The sequence below is a fragment of the Saccharothrix hoggarensis genome (assembly GCF_042678885.1).
In the GTDB taxonomy this organism is placed as follows: Bacteria; Actinomycetota; Actinomycetes; order Mycobacteriales; family Pseudonocardiaceae; genus Actinosynnema; species Actinosynnema hoggarensis.
The window spans coordinates 19,887-38,974 of sequence record NZ_JBHTLK010000044.1 but is presented as its reverse complement, the minus strand read 5'-3'; the positions used below and the strand labels follow the sequence as shown (position 1 = coordinate 38,974).

Annotated in this window: 11 protein-coding genes; 8 read left to right on the top strand and 3 right to left on the bottom strand. The window is 74.1% G+C overall.

What is annotated here, in order from left to right; all coding sequences use genetic code 11:
• The 8 genes from ACFQ3T_RS11405 to ACFQ3T_RS11370 all read left to right on the top strand — a co-directional run.
• Nucleotides 1-1,527, top strand: a 1,527-nt coding sequence (locus ACFQ3T_RS11405) for a thioesterase domain-containing protein (protein ID WP_380723119.1), incomplete at its 5' end; no start/stop codon positions are given.
• Between the two features lie 3 nt (nt 1,528-1,530).
• Entirely contained in the window at nt 1,531-2,502 is a 972-nt protein-coding gene (locus tag ACFQ3T_RS11400) for an ATP-binding cassette domain-containing protein (protein ID WP_380723117.1), read from the top strand.
• Complete coding sequence (locus tag ACFQ3T_RS11395) at nt 2,499-3,281, top strand: ABC transporter permease (RefSeq protein WP_380723115.1); 783 nt, start codon at nt 2,499-2,501, stop codon at nt 3,279-3,281. The genes ACFQ3T_RS11400 and ACFQ3T_RS11395 overlap by 4 nt, the downstream gene beginning before the upstream one ends.
• A 124-nt stretch (nt 3,282-3,405) precedes the next feature.
• Nucleotides 3,406-5,343, top strand: a complete 1,938-nt coding sequence (locus ACFQ3T_RS11390; protein WP_380723113.1) for an ABC1 kinase family protein — start codon at nt 3,406-3,408, stop codon at nt 5,341-5,343.
• A 127-nt stretch (nt 5,344-5,470) separates the two neighbouring features.
• Complete coding sequence (locus ACFQ3T_RS11385) at nt 5,471-5,974, top strand: DUF3995 domain-containing protein (RefSeq protein WP_380723111.1); 504 nt, start codon at nt 5,471-5,473, stop codon at nt 5,972-5,974.
• Complete coding sequence (locus ACFQ3T_RS11380) at nt 5,971-6,516, top strand: hypothetical protein (protein ID WP_380723110.1); 546 nt, start codon at nt 5,971-5,973, stop codon at nt 6,514-6,516. The genes ACFQ3T_RS11385 and ACFQ3T_RS11380 overlap by 4 nt, the downstream gene beginning before the upstream one ends.
• A 221-nt stretch (nt 6,517-6,737) precedes the next feature.
• Nucleotides 6,738-14,702, top strand: a complete 7,965-nt coding sequence (locus ACFQ3T_RS11375) for an amino acid adenylation domain-containing protein (RefSeq protein ID WP_380723108.1) — start codon at nt 6,738-6,740, stop codon at nt 14,700-14,702.
• A gap of 194 nt (nt 14,703-14,896) precedes the next feature.
• Nucleotides 14,897-15,925, top strand: a complete 1,029-nt coding sequence (locus ACFQ3T_RS11370) for a substrate-binding domain-containing protein (protein ID WP_380723106.1) — start codon at nt 14,897-14,899, stop codon at nt 15,923-15,925.
• Nucleotides 15,926-15,988: 63 nt separating this feature from the next.
• Here ACFQ3T_RS11370 and ACFQ3T_RS11365 read toward each other — a convergent pair whose 3' ends face one another.
• From ACFQ3T_RS11365 to ACFQ3T_RS11355, 3 genes are all read right to left on the bottom strand, one after another.
• Entirely contained in the window at nt 15,989-16,618 is a 630-nt protein-coding gene (locus ACFQ3T_RS11365; protein ID WP_380723104.1) for a helix-turn-helix transcriptional regulator, read from the bottom strand.
• Between the two features lie 87 nt (nt 16,619-16,705).
• Nucleotides 16,706-16,885 (bottom strand): hypothetical protein, encoded by a 180-nt coding sequence (locus tag ACFQ3T_RS11360; protein ID WP_380723102.1) that lies wholly within the window; start codon nt 16,883-16,885, stop codon nt 16,706-16,708.
• Between the two features lie 783 nt (nt 16,886-17,668).
• Nucleotides 17,669-18,700 carry a helix-turn-helix transcriptional regulator gene (locus tag ACFQ3T_RS11355; protein ID WP_380723100.1) on the bottom strand — a complete coding sequence of 344 codons (1,032 nt, stop codon included), beginning with the start codon at nt 18,698-18,700 and terminating at the stop codon, nt 17,669-17,671.
• Nucleotides 18,701-19,088: the final 388 nt, after the last annotated feature.

The following is a 19,088-nucleotide window of genomic DNA, read 5'->3' as shown; positions in this document are numbered from 1 at the left end:
GGCGTGCGGGGCGAGCTGTACATCGCCGGGGCGGGCCTGGCCCGCGGCTACCTGGGCCGGCCCGCCCTGACGGCGGAGCGGTTCACCGCCGACCCGCACGGGCCGGCCGGCTCCCGGATGTACCGCACCGGCGACGTCGCGCGCCGCCTGCCGAACGGCGACCTGGTGTACCTGGGCCGCGCCGACGACCAGGTGAAGGTGCGCGGCCACCGGATCGAGCCGGGCGAGATCGAAGCGGTCCTGCGCGGCCTCGACGGTGTCGCCGAAGCCGCCGTGGTGGTCCGCGAGGACCGCCCGGGCGACCGCAGGCTCGTCGCGTACGTCGTGGGCACGGCCGAGCCGGAGGGCCTGCGCGCCGCGCTCGCCCGACGCGTGCCGGACTACATGGTGCCCGCCGCGTTCGTCACGCTCCCCGCGCTCCCGTTGACCCGCAACGGGAAGCTGGACCGCGCCGCCCTGCCCGCGCCGGACTTCGCCGAACGGGTCCGCGGCCGCGCGCCGCGCACACCCGTGGAGCGGGTCCTGTGCGAGTTGTTCGGCGAGGTGCTCGGGGTGGACGGCGTCGGCGTGGACGACGACTTCTTCGCCCTCGGCGGCCACTCGCTGCTGATCATCCGGCTGGTCGGGTTGGTCCGCGACCGGCTCGGCGCGCGGCTCGGCGTCGCGACCCTGTTCCAGGCGCCGACCGTGGCCGAGCTGGCCCCCGCCGTGGAGCACGGCGCGACCCGGCCCGCGGACGGCGGGTTCGACGTGCTGATCCCGTTGCGGTCCAAGGGTTCCCGGCCGCCGCTGTTCTGCGTGCACCCCGCGCTGGGCATCGGCTGGGTCTACTCCGGCCTGCTCCGGCACCTGCCCGCCGACCAGCCCGTCTACGCCCTGCAGGCCGCGGGGCTGGCCGACGACGGCGGCCTGCCCGGCTCGGTCGGCGAGATGGCCGAGGACTACCTGCGCCGGATCAGGGCGGTCGCGCCGCGCGGCCCGTACCGCCTGGTCGGCTGGTCGTTCGGCGGGCTGGTCGCGCACGAGCTGGCGACCCGCCTCGAACAGGAGGGCCACGAGGTCGAGCTGACCCTGATGGACTCCTACCCGCAGGCGCCGCGCGCCGACCGCGACCAGGACGGGTTCCTGCGCGGCATGCTCGCGGCCGCCGGCGTCGACCCCGAGGGCCACGACCTCACCCACGAGGCGGTCGCCGCCACGCTCGCCCGGACCGGCACCGCGTTCGGCGCGCTCGACGCGGACCGGCTGGCCGGCGTGGCCCGGGTGGCCGCCAACAACGCCCGGCTCGCCGACGCGTTCACGCCCGGCGCCTACCGGGGCGACGTCCGGTTCTTCCAGGCCACCGCCGGGCGCGGACCCGACGCGCCGGACGTCACCGCCTGGCGGGACGCCGTGACCGGGCGGATCGACGTCCACCCGGTCGACTGCGCGCACGACGACATGACCCAGCCCCGACCACTGGCCCGGATCGCCGAGGTCCTGACCGCTCGCACGCCGCACCGCACCGCAGACCTATCCGAGAGGTGAGAGATGGACTACGCGATCCACGCGGAGGGACTCCGCAAGCGCTACGGCGACACCGAGGCCGTCGCCGGCGTCGACCTGGCCGTGCCCGCCGGGACGATCATGGGCGTGCTCGGGCCGAACGGCGCGGGCAAGACCACCACCGTGCGCATGCTCGCCACGCTCCTGCGGCCCGACGCGGGCCGCGCCACGGTGGCCGGCTACGACGTCGTCACGCAGGCCAAGGAGGTCCGCGGCAAGATCGGCCTCACCGGCCAGTACGCCGCCGTGGACCAGAAGCTGACCGGCCGCGAGAACCTGCACCTGATCGGCGTGCTGCACCGGCTCGGCCGGCGCGGCGCGGGGGCCAGGGCCGAGGAGCTGCTGGCCCGGTTCGACCTGACCGAGGCCGCCGACCGGCTCAGCGGCACCTACTCGGGCGGCATGCGCCGCCGCCTCGACCTCGCGGCCAGCCTGCTCGCCGACCCCGCCGTGCTCTTCCTGGACGAGCCCACCACGGGCCTCGACCCGGTCAGCAGGCTGGACCTGTGGGCGATGATCCGCGCCGAGGTCGACCGCGGCCTGACCGTGCTGCTCACCACCCAGTACCTCGAAGAGGCCGACCAGCTCGCCGACCGCGTCGCCGTGGTCGACAAGGGCGTCGTCATCGCCGACGGCACGCCGCAGGAGCTGAAGCGCAAGGTCGGCCACGACCGGCTGGACGTCACCGTGGCGCACGCCGCCGACGGCCTCGTGGTCGCCGACGCGTTCACCCGCGCCATCTCGTCCACGTCCTCGGTCTCGCCCGACGGCCTCACCGTGTCGCTCACCCTGACCGGCGACTCCACCGTCTCCGCCGCGGTGTCCGCACTGCACGGCGCCGGCGTCGACCTCGTCGACCTCGCCGTGCGCAGGCCCACCCTCGACGATGTGTTCATCGCCCTCACCGGCGCCCCGCGTGGCGTCGACGAGGTCTCCCGAGAGAAGAGCACGGCATGAACGCGGTCCTCACCGACTGGAGCGCCCTCGTCGGGCGCCACCTGCTGCACCTCCGGCGGATGCCGGACAAGCTCGTCAGCGCCACCGTCCTGCCCATGGTGTTCGTGGTCCTGTTCGGCGTGCTGTTCGGCAGCGCGATCACCATCCCCGGCGGCGACTACGGCGAGTTCATCATGGCCGGCATCTTCACCCAGGTCATGATCACCGCCGTCCCGAACACGGCCCTCGGCACGCTGGAAGACCTCGGCAACGGCCTGGTGGACCGGTTCCGCTCGCTGCCGATGTCGCCGTCGGCCGTGCTGGTCGGCCGCACGGTCGGCGACACCGCGCTGCGCGCCGTCACCTGCGTCGCCATGACCGCCGTCGGCTACGCCATCGGCTGGCGCCTGGAAGGCGGCGTGCTCGCCGCCATCGCCGGGTTCGGCGTGCTGCTGCTGTTCGGCTTCACGATGGCGTGGCTGGGCGCGCTGCTCGGCATGAAGGTGAAGAGCCCCGAGGCCGCCGCCTCGCTGCCGTCGCTGCTGCTGATGCCGCTCATGTTCCTGTCCAGCGCGTACGTCCCGCTCGGCGGCCTGCCCGCGTGGCTGCGCGCCATCGCCGAGTGGAACCCGATCAGCGCCGTCGCGAGCGCCTGCCGGGCGCTGTGGGGCAACCCGGCCGCCGCGGGCGACAGCTTCGCCGCCCGCAACCCGATCCCGCTGGCCCTGGCGTGGCTCGCCCTGGCGCTGCTGGTCATCGTGCCGCTCGCGGTCCGCAAGTACCGCTCGGCCACCGTCTGACGCGGACGCCGGGACGCGCCACCTCGCGTCCCGTCCCGTCCACGCCTGCCCGAGATCTGCCTCCAGGAGGGGGAGTCATGACGACCACGTCTCCGCTCGCCCGACGAACCCCGGGCGGCCCGTCATGAGCGAGGTGCTGTTCGCGCCGCTGTTCATCGGCGGCACCCTGCTGGCCGTCGCGGTGCTGGCCGCGCTGGCCCGCAAGCTGCTCGGCCTGCGGGTCGGCGTGACCAGGACGCTCATGGCGGGCGGGCTCGGCCTGATCGCCGAGACGGTGTTCGGCGTGGCCGTGCGGCCGACCGGCAACCAGCCCGTCCTGATCACCATCCAGATAGGCGTCGCCCTGACGGTGGCGGTCATGTTCCTCGTGGCCGCCGAGGCGGTCGCGCCGACCGGCTCGCTCGGCTGGCCGACCGACTGGGTGAAGGGCCTCCGCAGCCGGATCTCCCGCACCCGGCGGTACTCGCGGATCACCGGCATCGCGGTCCGCCACGGCCTCGGCCCCTACCTGCGGGGAACGCGCACCCGCGCCCGCTCGGGGCCGCGCCGGCCCGCCCGGTCGCTGCGCCTGGCGCTCGAAGAGGGCGGCGTCACGTTCGTCAAGCTGGGCCAGCTCATGGCGACCCGCAGCGACCTGCTGCCGCCGGAGTTCGTGTCCGAGCTGTCCCGCCTGCACAGCCACGTCACACCGGTCGGCTGGGACGAGATCGGCGACCTGCTCGAAGAGGAGCTGGGCCGTCCGGTGCACGAGGTGTTCGCGTCGTTCGAGGAGCGGCCGATGGCCGCCGCCGCGATCGCCCAGGTGCACCGCGCCCGCCTGCTCGACGGCACGGACGTGGTGGTGAAGATCCAGCGGCCCGGCATCCGCGCCGTCGTCACCCGCGACCTCGACATCCTGTCCCGGCTCGCCCGCACGCTCGAGGCCCGCACCCGCTGGGGCGCCGCGATCGGCATCCGCGAGCTGGCCACGGGCTTCTCCGGCGCGCTGCGCGAGGAACTGGACTTCCGGGTGGAGGTCCGCAACACCCTCGCCGTGAGCGCGGGCCGGTCCGGCGACACCGACGTCGTGCTCCCCACCCTGCACGAGCGGCTGTGCACCGAGCGCGTCATGGTGCTCGACCGGCTGGACGGCACGCCCCTGGGCGAGGCCACCGGGCTGCGCGACCTCGACCCGGCCAAGCGGCAGGAGCTGGCGCGCGACCTGCTGGGCTGCGTGCTGCGGCAGATCCTCGTGGACGGCGTGTTCCACGCCGACCCGCACCCCGGCAACGTCCTCGTGCTGTCCGACGGCCGCCTCGCCCTGCTCGACTACGGCTCCGTCGGCCGGCTCGACACCGCGGTCCGGTCGGCGTTGCAGCGGTTGCTGTTCGCCGCGAACACCGGCGACGCGGCGGCGCTGCGCGACGCGCTGCTGGAGCTGGCCGTGCCCGCCGAGGAGGTCGACGAGACCAAGCTGGAACGCGCGCTCGGCCAGTTCATGGCGCTGCACCTGGCCGGCTCCACCGGCCCCAACCTCGAGGTCTTCACCGCGCTGCTGCGGCTCACGGCCAAGTTCGGCCTGGTCGTGCCGCCGGAGGTGGCCGCGGTGTTCCGCTGCCTGATCACGCTGGACGGCACCCTCGCGTGCGTCGCCCAGCCGTTCGACCTGATGACCGAGGCGCGCACGTGCGCGTCCAAGATCTTCTCCGACCGGTTCACGGCCTCGTCGCTGCGCCGCTCGGTGGCCGACGAGGCGCTGGCGCTGCTGCCGATGCTGCGCAAGCTGCCGCGCCGGCTCGACCGGATCACCGGCGCGCTGGAGCGCGGCCAGTTCTCGGTGCGCGTCCGGCTGCTGTCCGACGACGGCGACCGGCAGGCCGTGACCGCGATGCTGGACCAGGTGACCACGGCGTTCCTCGGCGCGGCGACAGGCGTGATGGCGGTGCTGCTGATGAGCACCGACGGGGGACCGGACATCACCGCCGACGTCTCGTTGTTCCAGGTCATCGGCTACAACCTGCTCGTGCTGAGCAGCGTGCTCGTGCTCCGCGTGCTGTTCACGATGGTCCGCCGAACCCGGTGACCACCCGTGACGACGCCCCGACGTGCAGCAACGTGCAGACGTGACGTTCGGTCACCGGTCGGCGACGCCAGCGCCCTATCCTGGGCCTGGGCGGCGCGCTGCGCGGCGCCGCGACGAAGGGGATTTCATGCACGGACGTCCGGCGACCTCGATCGGCACGACGAGCGCCACCGGCACTCCCTGGTTCGGCTACGGGACCGCGGTGTGGGCGTTCGCCTTCGCCGTCCTGCACGTGTACTGGGCGTTCGGGGGCGGGTTCGGGCTGCCCGAGGGCTTCTCGGTGCCCGACCACACGCTCCTGCTGATCATCGACATCGTCGCCGTGCCGCTGTGCGTGGCGGGCGGCGTGCTGGGCCTGGCCCTGATCCGGCCGTGGGGGCTGCGGTTGCGGCGGTGGATGCGGCTGGCGGCGGCGTGGGGCATGTGCGCGCTGTGCCTGGTGCACTCGGTGCCGACCGTGGTCCAGGCGGCGGTCGTGCTGGCCCGCGGCGAGCAGGACACCCTGTCCACGCCGGAGAAGTTCAGCCTGTTCGGTTACGAGCCCTACTGGTTCGTGGGTGGCGTCCTGGTCGGTCTGGCGGCGCTCGTGCACCAGCGGAACACCCGGTCGACGGCGAAAGGCGTGGAATGACCCCCAGTCTGCTGGACCAGGTGCTGCCCGAGTGGCAGTTCGACGAGCGGCACGAGCTGGACGCGCGGGGTGACACCGACGTGCTGGCCGCGATCGAGCGCGTCACGTGGTCGGAGGTGCCGCTGTTCCGGGCGCTGCTGTTCCTCGGCTCGCTCGGCCGCACCAGGATGCCCCCGGACCGCCCCTTCCTCGCCGACCTCACCAGCGGCGGCTTCACCGTCCTCGGCCGCGGCCCGGACGAGGTCGTGATCGGCGCCGCCGTCCGCACCACCGACCCCGCCGGCTCCGTGGCCCTCGGCTCCGACCCGGCCGAGGCCGCCGAGATCTTCCGCAACGTCACCGACCCCGGCCACTACAAGGTCGCGTTCAACTTCCGCCGCGCCGGCGGAGCCGTCCGCACGGAGACCCGCGTGCTGGCCACGGACGAGGCGACACGCCGCAGGTTCACCCGCTACTGGCTCCTGATCCGCCTGCCCAGCGGCCTGATCCGGGCCGAGTGGCTGCGCGCGGCCCGCCGACGCGCCCTCACCGCGCCGGCCTAGCCCCACGCCCTTCCCGAACACCGCGGACGTCCCACGTCCGCGGTGTTCGCGCGCGCCCGCGACGGGGTGCCCGACCGGGGTGCAGGTTGCGGCAGGCGCGGTCTGGAAGTGGCTCCACGACTCGATAATCGGTCCCGGTGGCAAGCCGGCTGCCCGGCTCCGCGCGGGCGATCCCGTCGCCGGGCCCGGACCAGCATCGACCAGTTCGAGGGTGGACAACCATGCCAGAGACCGCACACGTGACGCCGCACCTCGAAGATCACGCGCCGGGACCGGCCGCGTTGGTCGAGCTGCTGACACCGGCCCAGCGGACGTCCGTGCTGTCCGACTGGAACGACACGGATCACCCGGCGCCGACCGAGGACCTGGCCCGGCTCTTCCAGCGCCAGGCCGCCGCGACGCCGCACGACACGGCCGTCGTCTGCCACGGCGACGCACTGTCCTTCGCGGACCTCAACGCCCGCGCGAACCGCCTGGCCCGCCTGCTCGTCGCGCACGGCGCGAAGCCGGAAACGTTGGTGGCGCTGGCACTGCCGCGCTCGGCCGACTTCGTGGTCGCGCTGCTCGCCGTGCTGAAGGCCGGCGCCGCGTACCTCCCGGTGGACATCGGCTACCCCGCCGAGCGGATCGCGTACCTCCTCGGCGACGCGAGCCCGGCCCTCCTGCTCACGTCGACCGCCGTCGCCGACCAGCTCCCGGAAGCGCACGACGGCGAGGTGCTCGTCCTCGACGACCCGGCCGTCGTGGACGCGCTCGCCGACCAACCCGGCGGCGACCTCGACGTCACCGCGGACCCCCTGCACCCCGCGTACGTCATCTACACGTCCGGCTCGACGGGCAAGCCGAAGGGCGTCGTCGTCTGCCACGGCGGCCTCACGAACCTGTACCTCAACTACCGGCTCAACGTCTTCGACCCGGTCGCCCACGGCGGACGGCTGCGGCTGCTGCACTCGGCGTCGTTCTCCTTCGACGCCTCGCTCAGCCCGATCGCGGGCATGGTCGCGGGCCACGAGCTGCACCTGCTGGACGACGACACCCGCCGGGACGCGGACGCCGTCGCCGAGTACATCGCCGAGCACCACGTCGACTACCTCGACCTCACCCCGACCTACTTCCACCAGCTGGCGTCCGTCGGCGTCCTCGACCCGCGCCGCCACGTGCCGGGCGCGATCAACCTGGGCGGCGAGGCCGTGCCGCAGGCGTTGTGGACGGACCTGGGCGCGCGGACCGACGTGGTCGGCTTCAACACGTACGGCCCGACGGAGTGCACGGTCGACGCGTTGTTCTGGCGGATCGCGGACAGCGCCACGCCGCTGATCGGCAAGCCGATCCGCAACACCCGCCTGTACGTGCTGGACGCGTCCCTGCGCGCCGTGCCGCCCGGCGTGACGGGTGAGCTGTACCTCGCCGGCGTCGGCGTGGCCCGCGGCTACCTGAACCGCCCGGGGCTGACCGCCGACCGGTTCGTCGCGGACCCGTTCGGCCCGCCCGGCAGCCGCATGTACCGCACCGGTGACCTGGTGAGCTGGACCGAGGACGGCACGCTCGACTTCACCGGCCGCGCCGACGACCAGGTGAAGATCCGCGGCTTCCGGATCGAGCTGGGCGAGATCGAGAACGTCCTGACCACGCACCCGGACGTGGCGCACGCCGCCGTCGTGGTGCGCGAGGACCGTCCGGGCGCCAAGCAGCTCGTCGCGTACGTCACGGCGGAGCCGGGCGGCTCGCTGCCGGACGCGGCGGTGCTGCGCAAGCACGTGGGCGAGGTGCTGCCGGAGCACATGGTGCCCGCCGCCGTCGTCGCCCTCGACGTGCTGCCGCTGACCCCGAACGGCAAGCTGGACCGCGCCGCCCTGCCCGTCCCCGACCTCGCCGTCACGACGAGCGCGGCCGAGCCGAGGACACCGCGCGAAGCCCTGCTGTGCGGGCTGTTCGCCGAGGTGCTCGGCCTGCAGAGGGTCGGGGTGGACGACAGCTTCTTCGACCTGGGCGGCGACAGCATCGTCGCGATCCAGCTGGTGAGCCGGGCCCGCCGGGCCGGTCTGCGGTTCAGCTCGCGCGACGTGTTCCAGCGCAAGACGGCCGAGGGGCTGGCCACGGTGGCGGTGGCCGCCGAGCAGGCGGTGGCCGAGCGCCCGGAGACCCGCGTCGGCCCCGTCACGCCGACGCCGATCATGCACTGGCTGCGCGAGTGGTCGGCCCCCAGCACGCGGTACAACCAGTCGATCCTCGTGCGGGTGCCCGCCGACCTCGGCCACGACCGGCTCGTCACGGCCGTCGGCGCGCTGCTGGACCGGCACGACGCCCTGCGCATGCGGGTGCTCCACACGCCCGGCACGGCCGGGCTGACCGCCGAGATCCCGCCCGCCGACGCCGTCACCGCGGCCGACCACGTGCGCCGGGTGGACGTCTCCGGCATCGCGGATGACCGGTGGGACGCCGTGGTCGCCGAGTGGACCGACCGGGCGGAACGGGAACTCGACCTGGCGGCGGGCGAGCTGCTGCGGGCCGTGTGGTTCGACGCGGGCCCCGAGCGGTCGGGCCGGTTGTTGCTGCTGGTGCACCACATCGTCGTGGACGGCGTGTCGTGGCGCATCCTGCTCGGCGACCTCACCGCCGCCTGGCAGGCGCTCGACCGGGGCGACCGGCCCGCGCTGGAACCGGTGCCCACGTCGTTCCGGGGCTGGGCCGAGCGGTTGGCCGGGCACGCGAACGACCCGGCCCGCGCCGCCGAACTCCCGCTGTGGACGGAGATCCTCGCGGGTTCCGGCGCGACCGAACCCGCGCTCACGGCCCGGCCGCTGGACCCGGCGCGCGACGTGGCCGCGACCCTGCGCACGCTGACCGTCGACCTGCCCGCCGACCGGACCGCGCCCCTGCTGACCACCCTGCCCGCCGCGTTCCACGCGGGCGTCAACGACGTGCTGCTGGCCGCGTTCACGCTCGCGGTGGTGGACTGGCGGCGTCGGCGCCGGGGCGCCGGCGGCGCCGACGTGCTGATCGACGTCGAGGGCCACGGCCGCGAGGACGTCCTGGACGGCGTCGACCTGTCCCGCACGGTCGGCTGGTTCACCAGCGTCTTCCCGGTCCGCCTCGACGCGGGCGAGACCGACCTGGCGCGTGTCGCGGCGGGCGGCGACGGCGCCGCCAAGGCCGTCAAGCGGGTCAAGGAGCAGCTGGCGGCGTTGCCGGACAAGGGGATCGGCTTCGGCCTGCTGCGCTACCTCAACCCCGCGACGGGACCGGCGCTGGCCGCGTTCCCCGAGCCCGAGGTGTGCTTCAACTACCTCGGCCGCTTCCCGGTCGACGCGGACGCCGACTGGACCATGACGGGCGGCCAGGACGTGCTGGACAACGGCATGGACCCGGCGCTGCCGCTGCCGTACGCGCTGGAAGTCAACGCGATGACCCGCGACCACGCGGACGGGCCGCGGTTGAGCGCCACCTGGTCGTGGGCCGGGGAGGCGTTGTCGGAGGACGAGGTCGCCGACCTCGCCGCGTCGTGGTTCGCCGCGCTGGACGCGCTGGTGACCCGCGCCGGCACGGGCGGCCGCACGCCCTCGGACTTCCCGCTGGTCGCGTTGTCGCAGGACGAGGTCGAGCGGCTGGAAGCGGACGTGCCCGCGCTGGACGACGTGCTGCCGCTGTCGCCGTTGCAGGAGGGCCTGCTGTTCCACACCCTCTACGACGAGGGCGGGCTCGACGTCTACGTCGGGCAGACCGTGATCGACCTCGACGGCGAGGTGGACGCGGCCGCCCTGCGCGCCGCCTGCCAGGCGCTGCTGGACCGGCACCCGACCCTGCGCGCCGGGTTCCGGCACACCGACGCGGGCGTGCCCGTGCAGTTCGTGCCAAGCGCCGTCGAGCTGCCGTGGCACGAGGTCAACCTGTCCACCATGGACGCCAAGGCGCACGACGAGGTGCTGGCCGCGCTGCTGGCCCAGGACCAGCGCACCGGCTTCGACCCGGCCCGCCCGCCGCTGCTGCGCGGCACCCTGATCCACCTCGCGCCCACCAGGCACCGGCTGCTCCTGACCAGCCACCACATCCTGATGGACGGCTGGTCCACCCCGCTGATCACCCGCGACCTCCTCGCGCTGTACGCGGGGGAGGGCGCCACCCTGCCGCCGGCCGGGCGCTATCGCGACCACCTGGCGTGGCTGGCCGCGCAGGACCGGCGGGCGGCCGAGGAGGCGTGGCGCACGGCGTTGGCCGGCGTGGAGGAGCCGACCCGGATCGCGCCCGAGGCGGCCGGACGGGCGGCCGTGCTGCCCGAGCAGATCACCACCGAGCTGTCCGCCGACCTCACCGCGCGGCTGCGCGGTCGCATCCGCGGGCACGGCCTCACCGTCAACACCGTGCTGCAGGGGCTGTGGGGCCTGCTCCTGGGCCGCCTCACCGGCCGCACGGACGTCGTCTTCGGCACGACGGTGTCCGGCCGCCCGCCGGAGCTGCCCGGCGTCGAGGACATGGTGGGCCTGTTCATCAACACGCTGCCGGTCCGGGTCGCGGTCGACCCGCGCGAGTCGCTGGTCGAGCTGCTGGTCCGCGTGCAGGACGAGCAGGCGGCGCTGATGCCGCACCAGCACCTCGGCCTGACCGACATCCAGCGGCTCGCCGGCGTCGGCGAGCTGTTCGACACCACCACGATGGTGGAGAACTACCCGTTCGAGGCGCAGTCCGGCCCGGCCGGCACGCCGCGCGTCACGCGGGTGGAGGACCGCGACACCAGCCACTACCCGCTGGCCGTCGTGCTCACGCCGGGCGACCGGCTGCGGGTGCGGCTGGACTACCGGTCCGACGTCGTCGACGCCGACACCGTGCACGCCGTGCTGCGGCGGTTCCTGCGGCTGGTCGACGTCCTGGTCGAGGCCGGCGGGACCCCGGTCGGGCGGCTCGACGTGCTCGACCCCGCGGAACGCCGGCTGGTGCTGGAGGAGTGGAACGACACGGCGGCCGACGTGGGCGCGGCCACCGTGCCCGAGCTGTTCGCCGCGCGGGTGCGGTGGGACGGGTCCGCGCCGGCCGTGCTGTGCGGCGACGAGGAGATCTCGTACGCCGAGCTGGACGACCGCGCCGCCCGCCTGGCGCGCCTCCTGACCGACCGCGGCATCGGCCCGGAGCGGTTCGTGGCGGTGGCCGTGCCGAGGTCCGTCGACATGGTGGTCGCGCTGGTCGCCGTGCTGAAGGCGGGCGCGGCGTACCTGCCCGTCGACCCCGACTACCCGCGCGACCGCATCGCCTACATGCTCGACGACGCCCGGCCCGCCCTGGTGCTCACCACGTCGGCCGTCGCGGACCGGCTGCCGGACGGCGCGGCGACCCTGCTGCTGGACGACCCGGCCACGCTCGCCCTGCGCCACACCGCCGAACCCGCCGAGAACCCCGACGTGCGTCCCGCGCACCCCGCGTACCTGATCTACACGTCCGGCTCGACCGGCCGCCCGAAGGGTGTCGTCGTCACCCACCAGGGTGTCGCGAGCCTCCTCGCCACGCAGGTGGAGAAGTTCGACGTCGGCCCCGGCAGCCGCGTGCTCCAGTTCTCGTCGCCGAGCTTCGACGCGGCGTTCTGGGAGCTGTGCATGTCGCTGCTGTCCGGCGCGGCGCTCGTGGTGGCCGCGCCGGACCGGCTGGCGCCCGGCGACCCGCTGACCGACCTGCTGCGCGCGCACCGCGTCACGCACGCCACCATCCCGCCCGTCGCGCTGGCCGCGATGCCCGCCGAGGACGACCTGATCCCCGGCGGCACGCTGGTCGTGGCGGGCGAGGCGAGCACCACCGAGCTGGTGGCCCGGTGGTCCGCGGGCCGCCGCATGATCAACGCCTACGGGCCGACCGAGTCGACCGTGTGCGCGTCGATGAGCGAGCCGCTGACCGGCGCGACGACACCGCCGATCGGCAGGCCGATCACGAACACCCGCCTGTACGTGCTGGACGACAACCTCCTGCCGGTGGCGCCCGGCGTGCGGGGCGAGCTGTACATCGCCGGGGCGGGCCTGGCCCGCGGCTACCTGAACCGGCCCGACCTGACCGCCGGGCGGTTCGTCGCCGACCCGTTCGGCCCTCCCGGCAGCCGCATGTACCGCAGCGGCGACGTGGTCCGCGCCCTCCCGGACGGCGAGCTGGTCTTCTGCGGCCGGGCCGACCACCAGGTGAAGATCCGCGGCTTCCGGATCGAGCTGGGCGAGGTCGAGTCGGTGCTGGCCCGCCACCCGCGGGTGGCCGAGGTGACCGCGCAGGTGCGGGAGGACCGCCCCGGCGTGAAGCAGCTCGTCGCGTACGTCGTGCCGCGCGGCGACGCCCCGGTGGAGGTCGCCGACCTGCGCCGGCACGTCGCCGAGGCGTTGCCCGACTACATGACGCCCGGCGCGTTCGTGGTGCTGGCCGCGTTGCCGCAGACCCCGAACGGCAAGCTGGACCGGGCCGCGCTGCCCGCGCCGGACCTGTCCACCGCGGCGGGGGGCCGGGCCGCCCGGACACCCGCCGAGCGGACCTTGTGCGACCTGTTCGCCGACCTGCTCGGCGTGCCGGGCGTGGGCGCGGACGACAGCTTCTTCGAGCTGGGCGGCGACAGCATCGTGTCCATCCAGCTGGTCAGCCGGGCGCGCAAGGCGGGTTTGGAGCTGACCCCGCGCGAGGTGTTCGAGCACAAGACGCCCGAACGCCTCGCCGCCGTCGCCCGCGTGACCGACACCGGACAGCCGACCGTCGCCGACATCGGCGTGGGCGCCGTGCCGCCGACGCCGGTGATGCGGTGGCTGCGCGACCGCGGCGGGCCGGTCGACCGGTTCAACCAGTCGATGCTGCTGCACGTGCCCGCCGACCTGGGCGAGGACCTGCTCGTCGGTGCGGTGCAGGCCGTGCTGGACCGGCACGACGCCCTGCGCGCCCGGCTCGACCACGCCGACTGGACGTTGCACGTGCCCGAGCCGGGCGCGGTCCGCGCGGACGACAAGGTGCGGCGCGTCGACGTCAGCGGCACGGCGGACCTCCGCGCGGTCGTCGCCGAGCACACCGCCGCCGCGGCGGCACGCCTCGACCCCGGCGCGGGCAACCTGGTGCAGGTGGTGTGGTTCGACGCCGGCCCCGACCGCCCCGGACGGCTGCTGGTCACCGCGCACCACCTCGTGGTGGACGGCGTCTCGTGGCGGATCGTGGTGCCCGACCTCGCCGCCGCGTGGCAGGCCCTCGCGGTCGGCCGCACGCCCCGGCTGGAGCCCGTCGGCACGTCGCTGCGCACGTGGTCGGAACGGCTCGGGGCCGCCGCCCGCGACGCGGAGCGGGCCGCCGAGCTGCCGTTGTGGACGGACGTCCTCGGCGGACCGGACCCCCTGCTCGGCGTCGGCCCGCTGGACCTGGCGCGGGACGTGATGTCCACCGGCCGCGCGCTGACCCGCGTGCTGCCGACCGACGCCACCACCCGGCTGCTGACGAGCGTGCCCGCCGCCTACCACGCCGGCGTCAACGACGTGCTGCTCACGGGCCTCGCGCTGGCCGTCGGCGACTGGCGGCGCAGGCGGTCGCACGGCGGCGACGGCACCGTCCTGCTGGACCTGGAGGGTCACGGCCGGGAGGAGCAGGTGGCGGGCGCCGACCTGTCACGCACGGTCGGGTGGTTCACCAGCCTGTACCCGGCGCGGCTCGACCCCGGCGTGCGGAACTGGAACGACGTGTGGCGCGGTGGCAAGCAGCTGGGCGACGTCCTCAAGCGGGTGAAGGAGCAGCTGCGGGCGTTGCCGGACAACGGGATCGGGTACGGGCTGCTGCGCCACCTGGCGCCGGACGGCGCCCGCGTGCCGGCGGACCTGCCGGAGCCGCAGCTCGGGTTCAACTACCTGGGCCGGTTCCCCGTGGTGGACGGCGAGGCCGACTGGACGGCGGCGGCGGAGGCCGACCCGCTGGGCAGCGGCGGCGACCCGGCGATGCCGATGACCCACGTGCTGGAGGTCAACGCCCACACCGAGGACCACGTGGACGGACCGCGCCTGGTCGCGGAGTGGACGTGGCCCGCCCGCCTGCTGTCGGAGGCGGAGGTCGCGGACCTCGCCGACACCTGGCTGCGCGCGCTCGACGTGTTGGCCCACCTGGACGACGAGCCCGACACCGGCGGTCACACCCCGTCCGACCTGTCCCTCGTGACGCTCTCCCAGGCGGAGATCGACCTCCTGGAGGCCGACTGGTCCTGATCGGACCGGAACGCGCGCGTCCCACGCCCTGGAACGGGTTCGGGATCGCGCGCGTTCCGGAACCGGCCGGCCCCTCCCGACGTCGAACGCGGCACACACAGAGGTGCGGCTTCCGGTTGGAGCGCTCTAACGGCGCACCCCGGACACCGCGACGCGTCGACCGCTCACGTGGCGACGCCCACGGGAGGTTGTCGATGGCGCAGTCACCACGACCCGGCGCTCCGGTCACGGTCGCCCAGGTCGGGATGCACGCCGGTGTGTCGCGGCAGACCGTGGCGGCCGTGCTCGCCACCCCGAACCAGGTCGAGCCCCACGTCCGGGACCGCGTGCTGGCGTCCATCGAGGCCCTCGGCTACCGGCCGGACCGCGGCGGGCGGACCCCGAACGCCCGGTCGGCCGGACTGGTCGGCTACGGGATGTCCGCGCGGGTCGCGCCCACGTCGATCATGAGCCAGTTCCCGCGGGCGCTGGCGCGGGCGGTCGAGGACGTCGGCCGCCACATGCTGCTGTTCACCACGCCCGAAGACCCCGAGAACGTCGACGCGTTCGACGAGCTCCTGGCGCAGCGGGCCGTGGACGCGTTCGTGCTGACCGACACCGTGCGCGACGACCCGCGGCACCTGTGGCTCACCGAGCGGAACGTGCCGTTCGTGGTGTTCGGGCGGACGTGGCCGACCAACGGCGCCCAGCCGGGGCTGTGGGTCGACGTGGACGGCGCGGGCGCGTGCGCCCGGCTGGTCGCGGGACTGCACCGGATCGGCCACCGCCGCGTCGGGCTGGTCGGGTTGACCGTGCCGACGGTGGCGGTGCTCGACCGGGTCGCCGGGTGGCGGGCGGGCTGCGAGCGGCACGACCTGCCGTCGGGCGACGACCTGGTGGTGGCGGCGGACGCGGACTGCCCGGAGGCGGGCGAGGCGGCGGCACGCGCGTTGCTCGACTCGGCCGACCCGCCGACCGCGATCATGGCGGTGAGCGACACGCTGGCCGTCGGGGTGCTGCGGGAGGTGCGCCGGCGCGGTGGGTGTCCGGGCGAGGACATCGCGGTCACCGGCTTCGACGACTCGCCGGCCGCGTCCGTGGTGGAAGGCGGGCTCACCACCGTGCGGCAGCCGCTGGACCAGGTCGCCGCCGCGCTCGTGGAGCTGCTCGGCACGGGGGACCGGCGGCGTGGCGTACTGCTGCCGGGCGAGGTCGTGAGCCGCGGCAGCGCGCCGATCGGCTAACCGGCCGGCCGGGCGCCGCCCGTCCCGTCGACGAGGGCGACGGCGACGGGACAGGCGGGGAAATCAGACGAGGCCGAGCCGGGCGGCGCGCACGCCCGCCTGGAACCGGCTGCGGGCGTCCATGTGCGTCATGGTCGAGGCGACGTCGTTGCGCACGGTCCGCACGCTGACGCCGATGCGCCTCGCGACGGCTTCGTCGGTCAGGCCCTCGGCGAGCAGCTGGAGCACCAGCTCGCTGCGGGACGGGCCGTGGCCGGAGGACTCGGCGACGGTGGCGCTGCGCACCGGCCGTGCGCGTTCCCACAGGCGGTCGGCGAATCGGCACAGGGATTCCAGCGCGGACGACGTCCGCACCAGTTCGGGCTGCCGGTCGTCCAGGAGGACGCCGACCTGGCGGTCCATGATCACGGCCCGGACGGGCACGTGGTGCGCCGCCCGCGGCACGACGCCGCGAGCGCCGAGCCACCGGGCGAACGCCACCACCGGCGCCTGGTCGACGAACTCGGACGCCCACACGACGCGCAACTGCCCGCCGCGGCGCAGCACGCCGTCCATCACCTGGCTGGAGAACTCGAACGAGTCCGGGGTGTACGCCGGAACCAACAGGAGCACTTCCCGCCGAATCCCGACCAGCAGGTGTTCGACGGCGGTAAACGCGGAGTCGGGCAGTTGCCCGGTTGCGGAGTCAGTCATTCATCGTCCCTCGGCCAGCGGAAGGAGTCGTGGTGCGGAAGATTGTTGAATTCGAAAACACCTGGCGCTCGGCACGGCGGCCGTCGATCAGACCGGGCGGTGCCCGGTCGGCCAGAAGAGGCCGCTCTGGTAGCTGACCGAGGCGAGGACGGTGGTCTCGGCGCCGGCCGGGGTGGTGGGCGCGAGGCCGTCCGTCCAGAGGGACGTGGCGGAGAAGGCTGTGGTTGCCAGTGTGACGGAGACCAGAACGCGACGGAGGTTCGGCACGGGTCACTCCCTTGTGAGTTTTATTCGCATCCCCTTTTGGGGGTGGGCTGACACGAATAATCAAATCCACCCGGCGCCGTCGGTGGCCAGGGATGCGCGGTGTCCGAACCCGGCCGGCGGCTGTCAAAAATTGGCCACGGGAGGCGCGGGGAGCGGCGTCTCAAATGGAGAGTTGAACTCTCGGTGGCCGGGACGCGTACGTCCAGGATTCCTTCAACACCACGGCGAAATCTGTGATCGGCCGCGTCCGGCCCCGGAAAAAACGGCCGGCCGCGACGGGCGTCCGTTTCCGGACAGGCCGGGATGTGACAGGCCGGCGTGCCGTCCGCGCGGCAGGGGGTCGGCCAGAATGGGGCTCGGCTGGGGGAGAGCCGTGGAGAGGATGCCGCATGCGATCCAGGTGCGACGGGGACGACGATGACGAGAGGTCATCCGGCCTGCCACCGCCCCCGGGACCGTCGGAGGAGGGCCGTGCCGAGGACGATCCCCGGAACGGCGGCCACGACGGAAATCGACGACGGGAAGAACCGCCGGAGGATCCGCCCGAGCCCCCGTTGCCCTACTGGGTCGACCCGAATTGGTAACCCGCGGCGGCGGCCACGACGGTCGCCGCACGACGACGACCGCGACCGGCGCCGGAAAAATCGGCGCGCGGAAGATCGTTCGGGAAGATCGTTCCCGGACGGTCGTCCGCGCGAAAATCGACGCCCGAAGATCCTTCCCGGAAGCTCGGGGCCGGAAAAATCGCACCCGAAAATCGGGGCGGGGTAACGACAACCGGCGTCAGCCGGAGCCCGTGCCGCCCTGCTCGTTGGGCAGGGTGATGAGGTTGGCCCGGGCCGCGGCGACGCCGAGTTGGAACCTGGTCTCGATGTTGAGCCGTTCGAACAACGTGTTGAGGTAGCGCCGCAGGGTCCGGGTCGAGATCGCCAACCGCCGGGCGATCGCCTCGTCGGTCTTGCCCAGGGCGAGGTCGGACAGGATCGCGAGCTCGATGTCCTCGAACACGGCCTCGTCGTACTCGATGGAGTTGACCGGCTGCGCCCGCTCCCAGATGTGCTCGAAGATGTGGGACAGGAAGTCGAGGATCACCGGGTCGCGCAGGATGGCCGCGCCCGGACCCTGCCCGGGCGGCAGCGGCACCAGCGCGATCTGCCCGTCCAGCAGGATCATCCGGGACGGCGGCATCGCGGCCGTGCGCACGTCGCCGCCGAGGTCCTGCAGCAGCCGCATGTACTGGACCGCCTCGGACTGCCGCCGCGCCGAGTGCGGCCACACCACCCGGTACGTCACGCCGCGTTCCAGCAGCGACCGGTCGAGGTCGGACCCGGCGCGCAGCACCTCGACCGGCGCCATCGTCGGGTGCACCGCGAGGACCTCGTTCTGCGCCTGCTTGGCCAGGTCGTCCAGCCGCCGGCGCACCTCGTCCCCGCCGCGCACCATCTCGGTGCTCGACTGGAGGTGCTGCTTGCGGTACGCGTCCTGGTAGAGCGACGTGAAGCCGCCCAACGTCTGCCGGACCTCGTTGCCCCACCGCATCAGGTTGTGCACCTGCGCCTGCATCGGGCCGAGGACCTCGGCCGCCGCCGCGTCAGGGGACACGGCCTCCCACTGCTCGCGGTTGGCGAGCGTCGGGCGCACCAGCCGGTACTCGGCAAGGCTGTGCAGCGCCCGGTTCACGGCCTCGATGGACTGCCCGGTGGCGGCGGCGCACTCCTCCGCGCCGGCCGGACCGTCCAACAGGAACCGGTAGATGTCGATGAAGTCCTGCTCCACCTCGCGGGTGGTGTCGAACTGCGGCCAGTCGCCATCCACGTCGTCACCCCAGTGTCCGCTCCGCCAACAGCATGCCGGTAGCCCGCCGGGAACGACCGGACGACGCAGTCGCGACTACGGCGTCCGGGGTAGCGGTGCGAGCACTTCGACCAGCCGGATTCGTGCCGACGGGCGTGCGGCTGGTCGCCTGTGGTTCGCATGCTGTTCATGGCGGGCGGTGTACATGACGGCACGGACCGTACACGGCCGGAGTAACGGAACGACGGACACGCATCGTCATCCCGCATAAGAAAAGCCTATGGCCACGGCGTTGTCGCGTGCACACCGGGTGAACCGGACCCGGCGGGGTGGGGGTGGCCCGCCGGGTCCGGTCCGCTCCGGGGTCCCGGCCGTGGCGGCGCGTGACGGAACAGCGGCGTCAGCTGAC

Coding starts and splice junctions, on each gene's coding strand:
- ACFQ3T_RS11370 (WP_380723106.1), top strand. CDS start 14,897: ATGGCGCAGTCACCACGACCCGGCGCTCCGGTCACGGTCGCCCAGGTC.
- ACFQ3T_RS11375 (WP_380723108.1), top strand. CDS start 6,738: ATGCCAGAGACCGCACACGTGACGCCGCACCTCGAAGATCACGCGCCG.
- ACFQ3T_RS11395 (WP_380723115.1), top strand. CDS start 2,499: ATGAACGCGGTCCTCACCGACTGGAGCGCCCTCGTCGGGCGCCACCTG.
- ACFQ3T_RS11400 (WP_380723117.1), top strand. CDS start 1,531: ATGGACTACGCGATCCACGCGGAGGGACTCCGCAAGCGCTACGGCGAC.
- ACFQ3T_RS11390 (WP_380723113.1), top strand. CDS start 3,406: ATGAGCGAGGTGCTGTTCGCGCCGCTGTTCATCGGCGGCACCCTGCTG.
- ACFQ3T_RS11365 (WP_380723104.1), bottom strand. CDS start 16,618: ATGACTGACTCCGCAACCGGGCAACTGCCCGACTCCGCGTTTACCGCC.
- ACFQ3T_RS11385 (WP_380723111.1), top strand. CDS start 5,471: ATGCACGGACGTCCGGCGACCTCGATCGGCACGACGAGCGCCACCGGC.
- ACFQ3T_RS11380 (WP_380723110.1), top strand. CDS start 5,971: ATGACCCCCAGTCTGCTGGACCAGGTGCTGCCCGAGTGGCAGTTCGAC.